The sequence below is a fragment of the Pseudonocardia xishanensis genome (assembly GCF_039541715.1).
GTDB classification, from domain to species: Bacteria; Actinomycetota; Actinomycetes; order Mycobacteriales; family Pseudonocardiaceae; genus Pseudonocardia; species Pseudonocardia xishanensis.
Map to the genome: position 1 here is coordinate 157,765 of NZ_BAABGT010000032.1, position 16,588 is coordinate 174,352.

Consider the following 16,588-nt stretch of genomic DNA (forward strand, 5'->3'; position numbering starts at 1 on the left):
AGGCCACTCGACTCGACGCGCCGTCCCGCGGGACCGCCGATACGCTCGTCGCGTGGCGCACCCCTCGATGCAGGCCGACACCCGGACCCCCGGGCGTTCCCCCGGCGTTCTGCCGGACTTCACCGAGCCCGCGGAGCCGGAGGGATCGGTTGAGCTGCGAGAACGCGTCGAGCAGGAGCTCGCCCGCTATCTCGGCACCCGCCGCGGCGAGGCGGCCGCGATCGGCCCGGTCTTCGGCGAGGCCGTGGACGCGCTGTCCCGCTTCGTGCTCGGCGGCGGCAAGCGCATCCGGCCCACCTTCGCCTGGTGGGGCTGGCGCGGCGCGGGCGGCGACCCCGCCTCGGCCGAGGCGGACGGCGTGCTGCGCGCGCTGAGCGCGCTGGAGCTGATCCAGGCCTCCGCCCTGGTGCACGACGACCTGATCGACGCCTCGGCGACCCGGCGCGGCAGGCCGACGGTGCACGTCGAGTTCGCCGCCCGGCACGCGGACGCGGGGTGGTCCGGCCCACCCGCCCGCTTCGGCGCCGCCGCCGCCATCCTGCTCGGCGACCTGGCCCTGACCTGGGCGGACGACCTCTACTGGGACTCGGGCGTGGCCGTGGAGGCCCTCGCCCGCGGCGCCGAGGCCTGGCGCGGCATGCGCACCGAGGTGCTCGGCGGTCAGTTCCTGGACGTGCACACCCAGGCCACGGGGGACGAGTCCGCGGCCGCCGCGCTGCGCATCGACCGCTACAAGACCGCCGCGTACACGGTGGAGCGTCCGCTGCACCTCGGCGCGGCGCTGGCGGGCGCGGACGACACGCTCATCACCGCGTACCGGCGGTTCGGCGCGGACATCGGCGTCGCCTTCCAGCTGCGGGACGACCTGCTCGGCGTGTTCGGCGACCCCGAGGTCACCGGCAAGCCCGCCGGGGACGACCTGCGCGAGGGCAAGCGGACGCTGCTGCTCGCGCTCGCCCTGGAGAAGGCCGGGCCCGCGCGGGCGGAGATCACCGCCGCGCTGGGTGATCCCGAGCTGACCCCGGACACCGTCGAGCGGCTGCGCGGGCTGTTCCTCGAGCTCGGCGCGGTGCAGGCCGTGGAGCAGCGGATCGCCGCGCTGACCGGCGCCGCGCTGGACGCGCTGACCACGGCGGACATCGCCGAGCCCGCGTCGACCACGCTGCAGGAGCTGGCCGTCCGCGCGACCCGCCGCCACCGGTGAGAGTCATCCAGGGGCCCACCGACCACGTCGTCGTCGTGGGGGCGGGGCTCGCGGGGCTCTGCGCCGCGCTGCACCTGCTCGGGGCGGGTCGGCGCGTCACCATCGTGGAGCGCGGGTCGCACCCCGGCGGGCGCGCGGGCCGGCTGGACCTGCCGGGCGGCTACCGGGTCGACACCGGACCCACCGTGCTGACCATGCCCGGCCTGCTGGACGAGGCCCTGCACGCGGTCGGGGACTCGCTGGCGGACCGGCTCGACCTGGTCCGGCTGGACCCGGCCTACCGGACCACCTTCGCGGACGGCTCGACGATCGACGTCCACGACGACCCGGACGAGATGGAGGCCGAGGTCCGCAAGGTGTGCGGGCCCGAGGCCGCCGTCGGCTACCGGGACCTGCGCGGCTGGCTGAGCGAGCTCTACCGCACCGAGATCGACACCTTCATCGGTGCCAACCTCGACTCGCCGTTCTCCCTGGTCGGGCCGGACCTCCTGCGGCTGGCGCGGCTCGGCGGGTTCGGCAGGCTCGGGCCGCGCATCGCGCGCTTCCTCCCGGACGAGCGGCTGCAGCGGATCTTCTCCTTCCAGTCCCTGTACGCGGGGGTGGCGCCCGCGAAGGCGCTCGGCGCCTACGGCGTGATCGCCTACATGGACACCGTGGCCGGCGTGTGGTTTCCGAAGGGCGGCATGCGACGGGTCGGGGACGCGCTGGCCGCCGCGGCGGTCGACGCGGGCGCCGAGCTCGTCACCGAGCGCCGGGTCACCGGTCTCACCTGGCAGGGGGACCGGGTCACCGCCGTCCGGCACACCGGCGACGGGCAGGAGACCGAGTCCCTGCCGTGCGACGCGGTCGTGCTCACCGCCGACCTCCCGGAGGCCTACCGGCTGCTCGGCGGGGCCCCGCGGCGGCCGGTGCCGATCCGCTGGGCGCCGAGCGCGGTCGTCGCGCACCTGGCGGTGCAGGGTCCGCTGGACCTGGCCCACCACACGATCTCGTTCGGGGCGGCCTGGGAGCGGACCTTCGCCGAGATCATCGACGAGGGCACGCTGATGAGCGACCCCTCGCTGTTGCTCACCCGGCCCACCGCCACCGACCCGACGCTGGCGCCGGCGGGCCACGACCTGCTGTTCCTGTTGGCCCCGTGCCCCAACCTGGAGGTCGGTCCGCTGGACTGGGACCGCGTCGGGCCCGCGTACCTCGAGGAGCTGCTGCAGGTCCTGCGCAAGCGCGGCGTCGAGGTCGAGGTCGAGCAGTCCTCACTGGTCACCCCGGCGGACTGGGCGGCGCAGGGGATGGCCGCGGGCACCCCGTTCTCCGCGGCCCACACCTTCGCCCAGACCGGACCCTTCCGGCCCCGCAACCTGCCGCGCAGGCGCGGCAACGTGGTGCTGGCGGGCTGCGGGACCACCCCCGGCGTCGGCATCCCGCCGGTCGTCCTCTCCGGACGGCTGGCGGCCCAGCGGGTGACGGGTGTGGGGACGAGGCCGGGGACGAGCCGCTAGGGGGACCGTGCGAGCATGGGCGACGAGATGACCGCGCAGCCCACCCGACCGGCAGCCGGGTCGGGGACGACCGATCCCGTCGACCTCCCGGCGCCGACAGCGACCCCCGTCCCCTCCGCGCCCCCCGCGGAGCGCCCCGGCCTGTGGTCCCGGCTCGGGAACCCACCCCGCGACGCGCTGTGGCTCGGCTTCGGCGCGGCGGTACTGCTGCTGGTCGGCGGCACCGGCGGCGGCGGCACGCTGATCCACGACCCGATCCTCACCAACTCCCCGCTGGGCTTCTGGCGCTACGGGCACGGCCACGAGCTGGCCACCGCGCTGATGTACCTCGGCGTGATCCTCATGGCGTGGGCCTGGGTGAAGCTGGGTCGCGAGGTGCTGGCCCGCCGGGTCGGCGGCCGCGCGGTGCTGACCACCGCCTTCGCCTGGATGCTCCCGGTCCTGGTGGCGCCGCCGCTGTTCACCCGGGACATGTACAGCTACCTGGCCCAGGGTGCGCTGCCACTGTTCGGGTTCGACCCGTACGGGGTCGGCCCCGAGGCCATGCCGGGCGTGTTCACCGACAACGTGCACTACTTCTGGCAGGACACCCCCGCGCCGTACGGGCCGCTGTTCATCCTGGTGGCCAAGAGCTGGGCGTGGGTCACGATCCAGCTCGGGTCCAACATGGTCGTCGGGGTCATCGGCACGCGCCTGATCATGTGCATCGGGCTGGCCCTGCTGGTCTGGACGCTGCCCGAGCTGACCCGCCGCCTCGGCGGCCGCCCCGCCCTCGCGCTGTGGATCGTGGTCGCCAACCCGGTCACGGTGATCCACCTCGTCGGCGGCGGGCACAACGACCTGCTGCTGGTCGGGCTGCTGTCCGTCGGGTGCCTCGCGGCGCTGAACCGCAGGCACGTCGTCGCGATCGCGCTGGTCACCCTGGCCATGGCCACCAAGGCCTCGGCCGGGGTCGCGCTGCCGTTCCTCGTCCTGATCTGGGCCGGGCACCTCGAGGGCTCCTTCCCCCGACGGCTGGTCCGGGCCGGAGCGGCGGGCATCGGCGTGTTCCTCGTGGTCTTCACCGGGGTCACGCTGGCCGCCCAGGTGGACCTGGGCTGGCTCCCCGCGCTCAGCGCCCCGTCGATGATCGTGAACTGGCTGTCCGTCCCGACCGGGATCGGCGAGTTCCTGCACACCCTGCTCGCCGGCGTCGTGTCGGCGTCGAAGCAGCCCTTCATCAACGTCTCGCGGGTGATCGGCGGGATCGCGCTGGTCGCGATCATCGCCTGGCAGTGGTGGAAGGCCAGGGACGGCGAGGCGGACGCGGTGCGTCGCGCCGGGATCGCCCTGCTGGCCGTCGCCCTGCTCTCCCCCGCCACGCTGCCCTGGTACCTGAGCTGGGGCATGGCGATCCTGGCGATGGTCCCGTGGAGCGCCCGCGGCCTGCAGTGGCTGGTCTTCGGCTCGCTGTGGCTGATGATCGTCTACTACCCGAACGGCGAGGCGGCGCTCTACAACTGGCCGTACCTCATCGTCTGCGCGCTCTTCGCCGGGCTGGCCGCGCGGTCGCTGCTGCGGCCGGACCCGTTGGGGCTGCGGAGGAGCCGGCCGTCGGCCCCGTCGGTCGCCGCGCGTGCCGGCTGAGCTGGAGGCCGCCGGGATCACCGATCCCGGGCTGCGCGCCGCCTACCTCGCCTGCCGGGAGCTGAACGCCGCGCACGGGCGGACCTACTTCCTGGCCACCCGGCTGCTCAGCCCCGCCCGCAGGCCCGCGATCCACGCGCTCTACGGCTTCGCCCGGTATGCGGACGACATCGTGGACGACCTCGGCACCGCCCCCCTTGAGGTCCGGGAGGCGGCGCTGGACGAGCTCGGGGTGGCGCTGGTGGGCGCCCTGGACGGGGCGCCGTCGGCGCTGCCGGTGATCACCGCCGTCACCGACACGGTCCGCCGCTACGGCGTGGACGCCCGGCTGTTCGCCCCGTTCCTGACCTCGATGCGGATGGACCTGCGGGTCACCGAGTACGCCACCACCGCGGCGCTGGACGAGTACGTGTACGGCTCCGCCGCCGTCATCGGCCTGCAGGTGCTCCCCGTGCTCGGCACGGTCGGCCCCGGGGCCGAGGAGCCCGCCGAGGCGTTGGGCCGGGCCTTCCAGCTGACCAACTTCCTGCGCGACGTCGGCGAGGACCTCGACCGCGGCCGCGTCTACCTCCCGCTGGACGAGCTCGGCGCCTTCGGCGTGGACCGCGCGCTGCTGCGGTGGTGCCGGATCCGCCGCGTGCTCGACCCGCGGGTCCGCCGCGCGCTGGCGCATCTCGTGGCGCGCACCCGCGGGACCTACCGCCGGGCCGAGGCGGGCATCGCGCTGCTGGACCCCGAGTCCCGGGACTGCGTGCGGTGCGCCTTCACCCTCTACGGCGGCATCCTCGACGAGATCGTGAAGGCGGACTACGACGTGCTCTTCCGCCGCGTGAGGGTACCGCAGCGCCGCCGCCTGGCCGTGGCCGCGCCTGCCCTGCTCCGCGCGGTCGCCGCCCGCTCGAGAGGAACCTCGGTGTCGGTCAGGAGCATGATCGAACAGCACTGAGGTTCAGCTCGGCGGGGGTCAGAAGGCCATCGCCTGCGCGCGGCGCTTGATCTCGCGGTGGCGGCCCGCGCGCAGCGAGGCGATCGGGGTGCCGGGCAGGCTCTCGTCCTCGGTGAACAGCCACCGGAGGATCTCCTCGTCCGGGTAGCCACCGTCCCGGAGCACGATGATCGTGCCGGACAGGCCCTTGACGACCACGTCGCCGTCGAGGAAGTCGGCGGGGACGCACGTGGTGTCGTCCCGGCGGAAGCCCAGGAGCTGGCCGTCCTTGATCAGCTGGTGGACCCGGGTCCGGGGGACCGAGAGGATCTCGGCGACCTCCGTCGCGGAGAGGACGGCCACGTCGGACAGGACAGACTGCTCACTCACGGTGGGGAGGATGCCACAGCGCCGGCCCGCGCGGGGAGCCTCCGGGCGGGCGGTACCGTCGGGGGGTGAACGCCCCGACCGGACGAACCGCGCCGGCCGTGCTGCTGGACGGGCGGTACCGGGTCGGGGCGGTCCTCGCCCGCGGCGGCATGTCGGTCGTGCACCGGGGGCTCGACACACGGCTGGACCGGCCCGTCGCGATCAAGATCATGGACCCGCGGATGGCGGCCGACCCCGTGTTCCGCGGGCGCGTCGAGCGGGAGGCCCGCTCCGCCGCCCGGATCGACCATCCGCACGTGGTAGACGTCTTCGACCAGGGACGACACAGGGACACGCTGTTCCTGGTCATGGAGCTGGTCGAGGGCGGGACCCTGCGCGAGGTGCTGCGCCGCCGCGGCGCGCTGGGGGTGCCGGTGGCGTTCGCGGTGCTGGAGCCGGTGCTGGAGGGGCTGGCCCAGGCGCACGCGCTGGGCATGGTCCACCGGGACGTCAAGCCGGAGAACGTGCTGCTGGGCACGAACAACCCGGCTGGGGCGGGCGGTGTCGTCAAGGTCGCGGACTTCGGGTTGGTCACCGCGGCCGCCGAGGCGGGCGTGTCGCACGCCGGGATGATCCTCGGCACCATGGCGTACCTGTCCCCCGAGCAGGTCGCCACCGGTCAGGCGGACGCCCGCAGCGACGTCTACGCCGCGGGCGTCCTGCTCTACGAGCTGCTCACCGGCGCCCCGCCCTACACCGGTGACAACGCGCTGTCGGTCGCCTACCGGCACGTGAACGACGACGTCCCCGCACCGTCGCGGATCGCGGGCGACGTGCCGCCGGAGCTGGACGAGCTGGTCCAGCGCGCCACGTCCCGCGATCCCGCCCGCCGCCCGGCGGACGCCGCCGCGTTCCTGGCCGAGCTGCGCAGGCTCCGGATGGAGCTCGGGGTCCCGCGGGTCGCGGTCCCGCTGCCGCCGCCCCCGCCGGTCGACGAGCAGGACACGGTGCCCGCCGCGGTCGAGGGGCCGCGCGGCACCCGGGCCCTCGACCGCGCCCCGGGCTGGGACGAGCCGGGCGACGCGGGATGGTCCGGCCGGGCCGGTGCCGGTGGCGGCCGGGCCGGGAGCGAGCCCGAGACCGCGGTGATCGGGGACCCGCCCGGGCGCGGCAGGCACGGCACGGCCGCGGCCGCGCGCCCGGAGGATCTCCCGGACCACCGCGTCGCCCGGCGTCGCAGCCGCCGGGTGTTCGCGATCTGGATCGCGGTGCTGCTGGTCCTCGGCCTGCTGGTCGGGGGCACGGCCTGGTGGATGGGCTCCGGCCGATGGACGGCCATGCCGTCGGTCGTCGGTCTGGACCGCGCCGCGGCCGAGCGCCTGCTCGCCGACGCCGACCTCGCCGTCACGGTGACCGAGGAGCACCACGACGACGTCGCGGCGGACGTCGTCGCCGCCAGCGACCCCGTTGCCGAGGCGCGGTTGCTGCGGGGCGCCGGGGTGACCCTGCGGGTGTCCACGGGCCGCCCGGTCGTCCCGCCGATCGGGCCCGGCACGGCCGTGGCGGACGCCGAGCAGACGGTCCGCGCCGCCGAGCTCACCCCCGCGACGGGCGGGGCGGAGTTCAGCGACACGGTCCCGGAGGGCGCCGTGGTCCGCACCGATCCCGCGGCGGGCACCCCGCTGCCGCTGCGCGGCACCGTGACCCTCGTGCTGAGCAAGGGCGAGGCCCCGCCCCCGACGGTCCGGGTGCCGTTCCTCGTCGGCGAGCGGGCGGACGACGCGGAGGCGGCCCTGCGCGAGCTCGGCCTGAAGGTGAAGCGGGAGGAGGGTTTCCCCTTCCTCCGCTCCAACGGCCGGGTCGTCGGTCAGAGCCCGTCCGCGGGCGACACCGTCGACCGGGGCGGCACGGTCACCCTGACCGTGCTCTGACCACTCAGTGGCGGAGCATCTCCGCCACCAGGAACGCCAGCTCCAGGGACTGCTGGGTGTTCAACCGCGGGTCGCAGGCGGTCTCGTAGCGGCCCGCCAGGTCCGTGTCGCTGATCTCCTGGGCGCCGCCGAGGCACTCGGTGACGTCCTCGCCCGTGACCTCGACGTGGATGCCGCCCGGGTGCGTGCCGAGCGCGCCGTGGACCTCGAAGAAGCCCTGCACCTCGTCCACGATCCGGTCGAAGTGCCGGGTCTTGTAGCCCGTCGTGGACTCGTGGGTGTTCCCGTGCATCGGGTCGCACTGCCAGATGACCTTGTGCCCGCTCGCCGTGACCTTCTCGACGATCGGCGGCAGTGCATCCCGGATCCTGCTGTTGCCCATGCGCGAGATCAGCGTCAGCCTGCCCGGCTCGTTCCGCGGGTCCAGCCGCTCGACGTACTCGACGGCCTGCTCGGGCGTCGTCGTCGGGCCGATCTTGAGGCCGATCGGGTTGGACAGCAGCTCGGCGAAGGCGATGTGCGCGCCGTCCAGCTGGCGCGTGCGCTCCCCGATCCACAGGAAGTGCGCCGACAGGTCGTACAGGGCGGGCGTGTCGTTCTCCGCGCGGTCCAGGTCCAGCCGCAGCATGGCCCGCTCGTAGTCCACCAGCAGGGCCTCGTGCGAGGCGTAGAACTCGACCTCGCGCAGGTTGTGGTCCACGACCCCGCAGGCGTCCATGAACCGCACGGCCCGGTCGATCTCGGCGGCGACGGCCTCGTACCGCTCACCCGCCGCGGAGGTCCGGACGAAGTCCTTGTTCCAGTCGTGGACCATGGTCAGGTCGGCCATGCCGGTCGCGGTCAGCCCGCGGACGAGGTTCATCGCGGCCGACGCGTTCGCGTACGCGCGGATCATGCGCGACGGGTCCGGCGTGCGGGACCGCTCGTTCGGCGCCAGCCCGTTGACGATGTCCCCGCGGTAGGACGGCAGGCCGAGCGCGTCGATCGGCGAGCTGCGCGGCTTGGCGTACTGCCCCGCGATCCGGCCGACCTTGACCACCGGCAGGGACGCGCCGTAGGTCAGCACGACGGCCATCTGCAGCAGCGTGCGGATGGTCGCGCGGATGTGCGGCTCGGTGTTGTCGACGAAGGTCTCCGCGCAGTCCCCGCCCTGCAGCAGGAACGCCTTGCCGTTCGCCACGTCCGCGAGGCGGCCCTTGAGCCGGTCCACCTCCGGCGGCAGCACGACCGGGGGCACGGACTCCAGGACGGTCCGGGTGTGGGCGACCGCCGCGGCGTCCGGCCACTCGGGCTGCTGGGCGGTGGGGCGGGAGAGGGCGTCGTCCAGCCGGGCGCGCAGGTCCGCGGGAAGCGGCGGCAACTCGGGCAGGACGTCCACCGGGGCGTCGACGGACCAGTTCACGAGGACTCAGCCTAACGGGACGTCATGCGGCGGGGACGGCGGTCTCACGAACTGATGGTCGGCTCCGCACGCTTCGCCTCACGAACTGATGGTCGGCTCCGCAAGCTTCGCCTCCACGACCTGCCAGCGGCGCAGGTTGAGCCGGGCGTCGGCGAGGGCGTCGTGCGCGTCCGACGACGGCGGCGGGAGCTGCGGTTTGCCCGCGTCCTCCCAGCGCTGCCGCAGCTCACGGGTGAAGCGGGGCAGGGCGCGAGGCAGCGCGGGCATGGCGCCCCACAGCTGGCAGAGGGCCACGTGGTCGTACGCCGCGATCCAGGCCCACAGCTCGACCTCGCCGGGGGCGCCGGTGAGGAAGGCCAGCAGGTCCCGCTTGATCCGGTCCCGCGAGCGCCAGGCGGCATCGGCCGGGGAGGGCAGCTTGGGCAACACGTTGGCCCGGACCCAGGGGCCCGCACGGCCGGGATCGAACTCCGTGGACACGGCGTAGAACTCGCGGCCGTCCTCACCGACGACACCGATGGACACGAGCTCGATCGTGGTGCCGTCCTCGATGAACTCGGTGTCGTAGAAGAAACGCATGCCAACCCTTTCCGACCTCGCGCGAGCCTACGTCCCGGTAGCCTGACCCCGCGCGCGGGGACTGGGCCGGTCGGGCGAAACCCGGCCGGGGTCGTCACGTTTCGTGCGTCCGCAACGACAACACCAGCGATACCCCCTGCCCGCGAGGACCTCCCATGCCCCGCCGAGCGCTGCCCGCGCTGCTGATCGCCCTCGTCGCCGTGCTGGCTGCCGGCTGTGCCGCGCCCGCACGGACCCAGGTCACCACCGTCACCCTGCGCCTCTGGGACGACCAGGTGGCGAAGGCCTACGGGACCTCGTTCCAGGAGTTCGAGCGACAGAACCCGGACATCACGGTCGACCTGGACGTCGTGCCGTACGCGGACTACTTCGTCAGCCTGCCCGCCCAGCTCGAGCGCGGCGAGGGGGACGACATCTTCTGGCTCAACTCCGCCTACCTCGGGACGTTGGCGGACGCGGGCGCGCTGATGGACATCGAGCGGGTGCTGCCCGGCCGCAGCAGCCGGTGGGTCCCCGCGGCCGTGGACCAGTACAGCCGCGACGGCGGTCTCTGGGGCGTCCCCGCCCTGACCGACGGACGGATCGTCACCTACTACAACAAGGCCGTGCTGGCCGGGGCGGGCGTGGACCCGACGACGCTGGCGTGGAGCCCGGACCCGGCGAAGGACACCCTGCTGTCTGCCCTCCGCAGGCTCACCGTGGACGCCGCGGGCCGCACGGCGGACCAGCCGGGCTTCGACCCCGCGCACGTCGCCCGCTACGGCTTCAACGCAGGCCGCGACCTGCAGGCGATCTACTACGACTTCGTCGGGTCCAACGGGGGCCGGTTCCAGGCCCCGGACGGCACGTTCAGCTTCGCCGAGCCCGCGTCGGTCCAGGCATTCCAGTACCTGACCGACCTGATCAACGTCCACCACGTGGCGCCCCCGGCGGACGACACCAACGACAACGCCGACTACGCCCGGGACGCGTTCCTCTCCGGCAGGCTCGCGCTCTTCCAGTCCGGCACCTACAACCTGCGCAACGTCGCGGACGGCGCCGGGTTCGAGTGGGGCATCGCGCCGATGGTGGCGGGCCCTGCCGGGCGGGTGTCGGTGGTGAACAGCGTGGTCGCCGCGGGGAACGCCAAGACGCCGCACCCCGAGGCCGTCGTGCGCGTGCTGGACTGGATCGGCTCCGAGCCCGGCGCGAACCCGGTGGGCGGGCGCGGCGCGGCGCTGCCCGCGGTCACCGGCTCCCAGCAGAAGTTCTTCGACTACTGGCGCGAGCGCGGGGTCGAGACCGGCTACTTCGGCGCCCTCGGCGGCACGGCGACCATCGACCCGCCGATGGGTCCGCGCTTCGGCACGGCCTCCCGCGCGTTCAGCCCGATCCTGGGCGAGGTGTTCGCGGGCCGCGTCCCGGTCGCCCAGGGCCTCCAGCAGGCCCAGGACGCCGCCAACGCCGCCGTCCGCGCCGGGTGAGCCACCCGCGCGTCAGGCCGCCTCGTCCGCCTGCTCCGCCTTCCTCGCCTGCTCCGCCCTCTCCTTGACACTGGCCGCGTAGAGGTCCACGTAGGTCTGGCCGGAGAGCTCCATGAGCGAGTACATGATCTCGTCCGTCATCGAGCGCTCGATGAACCGGTCCCCCGCCATGCCCTCGTAGCGCGAGAAGTCCAGCGGCTCGCCGATCTTGACGTGCACGTGCCCCGGCCGCCACAGCGTGGAGCCGATGGGGTTGACCTTGTCCGTGCCGATCATCGCGACCGGGATCACGGGCACGCCCGCCTCCAGCGCCATCCGCGCGACGCCCGTCTTGCCCTTGTAGAGCCGCCCGTCCGGGCTGCGGGTGCCCTCCGGGTAGATGCCCAGCAGGTTGCCCTCGCGCAACAGCCGCACCGCGGTGTCCATCGCCGCCTGCGCGGCGTTGCCGCCGGACCGGTCGACGGGCACCTGCCCGACCCCGGTGAAGAACTGCTTCTTCAGGAAACCCTTGAACCCGGGCTCGGTGAAGTACTCGCTCTTCGCCAGGAACGTCATCCGCCGCCTGAGCTGCAACGGGAGCAGGAAGGAGTCGGCCACCGCGAGGTGGTTGCTCGCGAGGATCGCCCCACCGTGCTCGGGCACGTGCTCCACGCCCTCGATGGAGGGGCGGCAGTACAGCTTCAGCAACGGCCCGATGAGCACGAACTTCGACCACCAGTACAGCACCGAGTCGGGCCTCCTCACCGCGTGGGTGCTCAGCCTACGGAGCGGCTCATCCGCACGACAACAAGGGAGCCCGGGCCCCGTTCCGGCCCGGTCCGTGTCAGGATGCACCCGTCCCCTGCGGCGTCCGGCGAAAGGCCCCGTGCATGAGCAGCGAGCAGGACGGGAACGACCGCGCGACCGAGGCGGGCGACCAGGGTGGCGCCTCCTCGTTCGACGACATCGTCGCGTCCTGGCGGGCCGAGGGCACCGTCCCCGACTGGCCGACCGCCCCCACCGCTGTCGAACCCCCCGCGCCGGTCGCGCCCACGCGGCCCGGCCCCGCGGTCGACCCGCTGCGGGAGTCGGACGAGCACTACGTCCCGCCGGAGCCCCCGCCGCTGCCCCGCCTCGGCGCCGCGGCCGTCGTCGGGCTGGCGCTGGTGGCGATCGGGATCGTGCTGATCGCGGCGCCGCAGTGGCTGGGCATGTCGTCGCTCTACGGCCTGCCGCTCGGGCTGGTCGCCATCGCGGGCGGGCTCACGTGGCTGCTGATGCGCCTGTGGCAGCCCACCCCGGAGGACGACCCCTACTCCGAGGACGACGGGACCGTCTGACCCGTCGCCTGTTACCGCACGAACGGCACTCTTGTGCGGTAGGTCCGCACAAGAGTGCCGTTTGTGGGGTACGGGAGGCTCACGAGGGACGGGTGGCCACGGCCTCGCGGGCGAGCTCCGCGGACCCCACGACCGCCGCGGCCGACCCGAGCTGCGCGGTGCGGATGCGGGCGAGGGGGCGGTTGCCCGCGCCCGTGACGATCTTCGCGTAGTGCTCGCGGGCCTCGTCGAGGAACATCGGGGCCGAGGTGGAGACCCCACCACCGATCACGACCAGCTCGGGATCGAAGACGTCCGCGACGAGCGACAGCCCCTCCCCCAGCCAGCGGCCCATCTCGGCCAGCGCGCGCCGGGCGAGCCGGTCCCCGTCCCGCGCCGCGCCCGCGACCCGCTGCCCGGTGATCCGGCCCGGGTCGCGCGCGGCCTCGCGGTGCAGCACCGACGGCCCCTGGTCGGGGTCGGCGAGCATCTCCAGCGCGGTGGTGCCCAGCGCGGTGCCGCTGCAGTAGCGCTCCCAGCAGCCGCGCTTGCCGCACTCGCACGGCCGCCCGTCCGGCACCACCCGCAGGTGGCCCAGCTCGGGGGCGACGCCGTACGCGCCGCGGTACAACGCGCCGTCGAGCAGCAGGGCGCCGCCGATCCCGGTCCCGACCGCCACGAACACCACGGTGGACGCGCCCGCGGCCGCGCCGTAGCGGCGCTCGGCCAGGGCGGCGGCGTTCGCGTCGTGCTCGACGACGACCGGCAGCCCGATCCGCTCCGCCATGCGGTCGGCGACCGGCGCGTCCCGCCAGGACAGGTGCGGGGCGAACCGCACGATCCCGCGGTCGGCGTCGATGAAGCCGGCCAGCGCCAGCCCCACCGCCGACACCTCGTGTCGCGTGGTCAGCTCCGAGACACAGGAGGCGATCGCGTGTTCCAGCGCGTCGTCGCTCTTGGGCGTGGCCGTGCCCGCGCTGTCGATCACCTCGCCCTGCGCGTCCACCACGCCCGCCCGGACGCTGGTGCCGCCGACGTCGACCCCGACGGTGAGCACCTCAGACCCGGTGGACGGGAATGCGCTGGACCCGTCTGCCCGCCGGTGGTGCGTGGGTACCGACATCCGACCCTCCCTCGGCCGGACGCTCCGGCACCTCCTCCATCAACGTGCGCAGTGCCGCGACGACTCCCGCGGCGTGGTCCGCGAGCGTCACAGCCAGCTCGGGGCGCTCGCCGCGCAGCACGGCGAGCAGGGCGCACACCGGGCAGGACACGCAGCTCGACGGCGCGGGCTCCCCCGAGCGGGCGGCCTCGAGCAGCGGACCGAGCCGGTCCAGCGCCGCGACCGCCAACGCCTTGAGCTCACCGGTCAGGGTGTCGGAATGAGGGCAGCGCCGCGCCGATGATCCGGGCTCGCTCACCGCTGCATCCAGACGGCGGGATCGGGGACGAACGTCACGATCAGATCATCGTCCTCGAGCCGGGCACCGACCACTTCACACCGCCGCAGCACCGCGGGCAGGCTGACCCGCCGCCGCGTGACCCCCACCGTGACGACGAGCTCGTCCCCCACCCGGGTCAGGTCCAGCGGCCCGTGCGCGGCGCCGGGCAGGCGCAGCGCCAGCTCGAACTCCGAGTCCCGGGACGTCCCGGTGCCCGCCGTGCGCTCCACCCGCAGTCCCGGCTCGGTGTCCGGGCCGACCGCGACGGGATCGGCGGCCCCGTAGAGCGCCCCGGCCACCGCGAGCAGCGCCTCGGTCCCGACGGGCTCGGCGGCGGCGTACGGCACGGTCGCCATCGGCACCCCGGCCTCGCCGCGCACCTCCTCCAGCACCGCCTGCTGCTCGGTCCACCGCTCGCGCAGCCACCGCGCGGTCGGGCCGCGCAGCGACGGCGGCGGGGCCGGGACCAGCCGGTTCACCACCAGCCCGTCCACCCGCAGGTCGTGCAGGGCGAGCGCGGTGACCGTGCGGCGGGTCTCCGCGGCGACGACCCGTTCCGGGGTGAGGACGAGCCGGATCGAGGTGCTCGCACGGTCGCCGAGCATCGCCCGCAGGCCTGCGAGCTGCACCGCGAGCCCGTCGAGCGCGTCCACGGTGCGCTGCCAGCCCTCCTGGTTCGCGCCCGCGAGCCCGGCGATCACCCTGCGGTGCTTGGGGAACAGCCGCTCCAGGTAGCCCGAGAGCGCCTCGGGCAGGCCGAGCAGGCGCAGGGTCTCGGCGGTGGGCCCGCAGTCGACCACCACGACGTCCCACAGGCCGGAGGCCGCCAGGCGGTGCACCTCGGCCAGCGCGAGGAGGTCCTCGACGCCGGGCAGGACGGTCAGCTCGTCCGCCACGAGCTCGTCGATCCCCGCCCCGGACAGCAGGCTGCGCAGGTGGTCCTGCAGGCCCGCCCAGGCGCCCTCGAGCAGCACCCGGGTGTCGACGTGCCCGGCGAACAGCCCGTGCTCCAGCTCGACCGGGTCGCCGTCGAGCTCGGCGTCGAGGGCGTCCCCCAGCGAGTGGGCGGGGTCGGTGGAGACGACCAGGGTCTTGCGACCGGAGCGGGCCAGGCGCACGGCCGTGGCCGCCGCGAGCGTCGTCTTCCCGACGCCCCCCTTGCCGGTGAACAGCACGACCCGCACGGGCCGCACTGTATCGGTCCGCTAGGAGCGGCCCTCCACGCGCCGCTTCAAGCCCTTGAGCGCCGTGTCGATGATGACCTTCTCGGCCTTGCGGCGCAGCATCCCGATCATCGGGATGTTCAGGTCGACGGCGAGGCTGTAGGTGACCGTCGTCGGCGCGGACCCGGAGGACTCGAGCGTGTACGAGCCGGTCTGCGCCTTCTGCATCTGGCCCTTGACCAGCACCCACGACACCGAGCGGCCGTCCGCCGCCCAGTCGTAGTCCAGCGTGTACGTGTCCTTGATCGGACCGGCGTCCATCGAGAAGCGGACCTGGTCGGCGCGGTCGCCGTCGTGGGCGAGGATCTCCACCGTCTTGACCTGGTCGGCCCACTCGGGATAGGCCTCGAAGTCCGCGATGACCGCCATCACCGTGTCCGGGTCGGCGTCGATGGTGATCGAGGAGGTCGTCGCGTCGGCCATGCCGCGGAGGTTACCTCTCACCACCGCAGCACGTACGGCAGACCGGTCCGCCGGAAATGCCCGACGTTCACGCACTCCGTCGCCCCCACCCGGGCCCGCGCCGCCAACGGCTGGTGCACGTGCCCGAACAGCGCGTGGTGCGGCTGCTCGCGCCGGATCAGGTCGAGCAGCCCCAGCCCGGGCAGCTCCCGGCGCCGGGTGACGACGTCGTAGTGCAGCGCGGGGACCTCCGGCGGGGCGTGGCTGCAGAGGATGTCGACCTCCCCGATGCCGGCGACCGCGGCGAGGTACTCCTCGGCGACGACCATGTGCGGCCGCCACGGCCCCCCCGTCCGGGGCGGGAACCCGAGCGGCAGCGGCACCCCGCCCACGAACCCGACGCGCGCGCCGCCGATCTCGACCACCTCGCCGTCCGGCACCCGGATGCCGGGGTGCAGGTGGGCGGACCAACGCTCCGGCAGGTCGACGTTGCCGGGGATGGCCCAGGTGTCGTCCGGCAGCACCGCGAAGAGCTTGGCGTACTGCTCGTCCACGGCCTCGGAGATGACGGCGGCGGGATCGGGGATGCGCCCCCACGCCGTCCGGGCGAACGCGGCCAGCTCCCCCGGCCCGCCGGAGCGCCGGACCCGCCCGAACTCCCGGCTGACGTCCTCGCCCAGCACCCGCCCGAGGATCCCCGCCGTGGGGTCCGCGTAGTCCACGAAGTCGACCAGGTCGCCGAGCACGAACACCGCGTCGGCCCCGTCCGCCGCGCGGGCGAGCGCGTCGACGTTGCCGTGGACATCGGACACGACGTGGACGCGCATACCCCTTACGGTGCCTCACCCGGCGGGCGGCCGTCCTCCAGGTGTGACTTGAGCGCGAAGGCGATCCGCTTGGCGCGGTGCTGGCGGCGCCGTCGCTCCCGGGCCGCCCGACGGCCGGTGAGCGGGGCGGGGCGGCCGTCCGGGCCCACGGGGTCGGCGCGCAGGAAGTAGTGGAGGCACGTGCCGTCGAGCATGGGTTCGAGCCAGACCTCCATGCTCCCCGTCAGCGCGCCGCCGACGGTCCAGCGCACACCCTCGTCCCCGCGGTCGGTGATCACCTCGCACTCCAGGTCCGGCCAGAACCGCCGCCAGGCCGCCGGATCGGCGAAGACCGGCGCGACGCGCGCGGGCGGCACGGCCAGGAAGGTCTCGTCCACCACGTCCACACTGGGCACTCG

The 16,588-nt window shown here is 74.3% G+C and carries 17 protein-coding genes; 7 read left to right on the plus strand and 10 right to left on the minus strand.

The genetic code is table 11. The features are described from left to right. Window positions 1-52: 52 nt before the first annotated feature. From ABD993_RS13730 to ABD993_RS13745, 4 genes are read left to right on the plus strand one after another with little or no spacing between them, the layout of a single operon-like run. The gene (locus tag ABD993_RS13730) at window positions 53-1,204 is read left to right on the plus strand and encodes a polyprenyl synthetase family protein (protein WP_345416981.1); all 1,152 of its coding nucleotides are present in this window, start codon (window positions 53-55) and stop codon (window positions 1,202-1,204) included. Further along, a complete protein-coding gene (gene crtI, locus ABD993_RS13735) occupies window positions 1,201-2,703 on the plus strand; it encodes a phytoene desaturase family protein (RefSeq protein ID WP_345416984.1) in 1,503 nt (500 codons plus the stop codon). The genes ABD993_RS13730 and crtI overlap by 4 nt, the downstream gene beginning before the upstream one ends. Window positions 2,704-2,718: 15 nt before the next feature. After that, window positions 2,719-4,329 (plus strand): polyprenol phosphomannose-dependent alpha 1,6 mannosyltransferase MptB, encoded by a 1,611-nt coding sequence (gene mptB / locus ABD993_RS13740; RefSeq protein ID WP_345416987.1) that lies wholly within the window; start codon window positions 2,719-2,721, stop codon window positions 4,327-4,329. Then, window positions 4,319-5,275 (plus strand): phytoene/squalene synthase family protein, encoded by a 957-nt coding sequence (locus tag ABD993_RS13745; protein ID WP_345416990.1) that lies wholly within the window; start codon window positions 4,319-4,321, stop codon window positions 5,273-5,275. The genes mptB and ABD993_RS13745 overlap by 11 nt, the downstream gene beginning before the upstream one ends. 18 nt (window positions 5,276-5,293) lie before the next feature. On the opposite strand, the gene ABD993_RS13750 is transcribed toward ABD993_RS13745, so the two are convergent. Next, the gene (locus ABD993_RS13750) at window positions 5,294-5,644 is read right to left on the minus strand and encodes an Rv2175c family DNA-binding protein (RefSeq protein WP_345416993.1); all 351 of its coding nucleotides are present in this window, start codon (window positions 5,642-5,644) and stop codon (window positions 5,294-5,296) included. A 65-nt stretch (window positions 5,645-5,709) separates the two neighbouring features. Between ABD993_RS13750 and pknB the strand changes: the two genes are divergently transcribed. Next, entirely contained in the window at window positions 5,710-7,554 is a 1,845-nt protein-coding gene (gene pknB / locus ABD993_RS13755; RefSeq protein WP_345416995.1) for a Stk1 family PASTA domain-containing Ser/Thr kinase, read from the plus strand. A 4-nt stretch (window positions 7,555-7,558) separates the two neighbouring features. Here the strand turns inward: pknB and ABD993_RS13760 are convergent, their stop codons facing one another. Both ABD993_RS13760 and ABD993_RS13765 read right to left on the minus strand, forming a co-directional pair. After that, window positions 7,559-8,956, minus strand: coding sequence for a class II 3-deoxy-7-phosphoheptulonate synthase (locus ABD993_RS13760; protein WP_345416997.1), 1,398 nt, complete (start codon window positions 8,954-8,956; stop codon window positions 7,559-7,561). A gap of 78 nt (window positions 8,957-9,034) precedes the next feature. Then, window positions 9,035-9,535 carry a polyadenylate-specific 3'-exoribonuclease AS gene (locus ABD993_RS13765; protein ID WP_345416999.1) on the minus strand — a complete coding sequence of 167 codons (501 nt, stop codon included), beginning with the start codon at window positions 9,533-9,535 and terminating at the stop codon, window positions 9,035-9,037. A 155-nt stretch (window positions 9,536-9,690) separates the two neighbouring features. Here ABD993_RS13765 and ABD993_RS13770 point away from each other — a divergent pair, with 155 nt between their 5' ends. After that, complete coding sequence (locus ABD993_RS13770; RefSeq protein ID WP_345417001.1) at window positions 9,691-10,998, plus strand: ABC transporter substrate-binding protein; 1,308 nt, start codon at window positions 9,691-9,693, stop codon at window positions 10,996-10,998. Between the two features lie 12 nt (window positions 10,999-11,010). Here the strand turns inward: ABD993_RS13770 and ABD993_RS13775 are convergent, their stop codons facing one another. Beyond that, complete coding sequence (locus ABD993_RS13775) at window positions 11,011-11,724, minus strand: lysophospholipid acyltransferase family protein (RefSeq protein WP_345417613.1); 714 nt, start codon at window positions 11,722-11,724, stop codon at window positions 11,011-11,013. Window positions 11,725-11,867: 143 nt separating this feature from the next. Between ABD993_RS13775 and ABD993_RS13780 the strand changes: the two genes are divergently transcribed. Then, on the plus strand, window positions 11,868-12,317 hold the full coding sequence (locus ABD993_RS13780) for a hypothetical protein (protein ID WP_345417003.1): 450 nt from the start codon (window positions 11,868-11,870) through the stop codon (window positions 12,315-12,317). Between the two features lie 79 nt (window positions 12,318-12,396). On the opposite strand, the gene ABD993_RS13785 is transcribed toward ABD993_RS13780, so the two are convergent. From ABD993_RS13785 to ABD993_RS13810, 6 genes are read right to left on the minus strand one after another with little or no spacing between them, the layout of a single operon-like run. Next, entirely contained in the window at window positions 12,397-13,353 is a 957-nt protein-coding gene (locus ABD993_RS13785) for an ROK family glucokinase (protein WP_345417006.1), read from the minus strand. A 1-nt stretch (window position 13,354) separates the two neighbouring features. Then, the gene (locus tag ABD993_RS13790; RefSeq protein WP_345417009.1) at window positions 13,355-13,717 is read right to left on the minus strand and encodes a hypothetical protein; all 363 of its coding nucleotides are present in this window, start codon (window positions 13,715-13,717) and stop codon (window positions 13,355-13,357) included. Beyond that, on the minus strand, window positions 13,714-14,922 hold the full coding sequence (locus ABD993_RS13795; RefSeq protein ID WP_345417012.1) for an ArsA family ATPase: 1,209 nt from the start codon (window positions 14,920-14,922) through the stop codon (window positions 13,714-13,716). Before ABD993_RS13795 ends, ABD993_RS13790 begins: the two co-directional genes overlap by 4 nt. Window positions 14,923-14,943: 21 nt before the next feature. After that, window positions 14,944-15,384, minus strand: coding sequence for an SRPBCC family protein (locus tag ABD993_RS13800; RefSeq protein ID WP_345417015.1), 441 nt, complete (start codon window positions 15,382-15,384; stop codon window positions 14,944-14,946). A gap of 17 nt (window positions 15,385-15,401) precedes the next feature. After that, complete coding sequence (locus ABD993_RS13805) at window positions 15,402-16,190, minus strand: metallophosphoesterase family protein (RefSeq protein WP_345417017.1); 789 nt, start codon at window positions 16,188-16,190, stop codon at window positions 15,402-15,404. Window positions 16,191-16,195: 5 nt separating this feature from the next. Next, complete coding sequence (locus ABD993_RS13810; protein ID WP_345417020.1) at window positions 16,196-16,585, minus strand: polyketide cyclase / dehydrase and lipid transport; 390 nt, start codon at window positions 16,583-16,585, stop codon at window positions 16,196-16,198. Window positions 16,586-16,588 lie beyond the last annotated feature (3 nt).

Bases quoted from the DNA above. Each gene is read 5' to 3' on its own strand.
- ABD993_RS13800 (WP_345417015.1), bottom strand. From the start codon at position 15,384: ATGGCCGACGCGACGACCTCCTCGATCACCATCGACGCCGACCCGGAC.
- ABD993_RS13805 (WP_345417017.1), bottom strand. From the start codon at position 16,190: ATGCGCGTCCACGTCGTGTCCGATGTCCACGGCAACGTCGACGCGCTC.
- mptB (WP_345416987.1), top strand. From the start codon at position 2,719: ATGGGCGACGAGATGACCGCGCAGCCCACCCGACCGGCAGCCGGGTCG.
- ABD993_RS13765 (WP_345416999.1), bottom strand. From the start codon at position 9,535: ATGCGTTTCTTCTACGACACCGAGTTCATCGAGGACGGCACCACGATC.
- ABD993_RS13770 (WP_345417001.1), top strand. From the start codon at position 9,691: ATGCCCCGCCGAGCGCTGCCCGCGCTGCTGATCGCCCTCGTCGCCGTG.
- ABD993_RS13780 (WP_345417003.1), top strand. From the start codon at position 11,868: ATGAGCAGCGAGCAGGACGGGAACGACCGCGCGACCGAGGCGGGCGAC.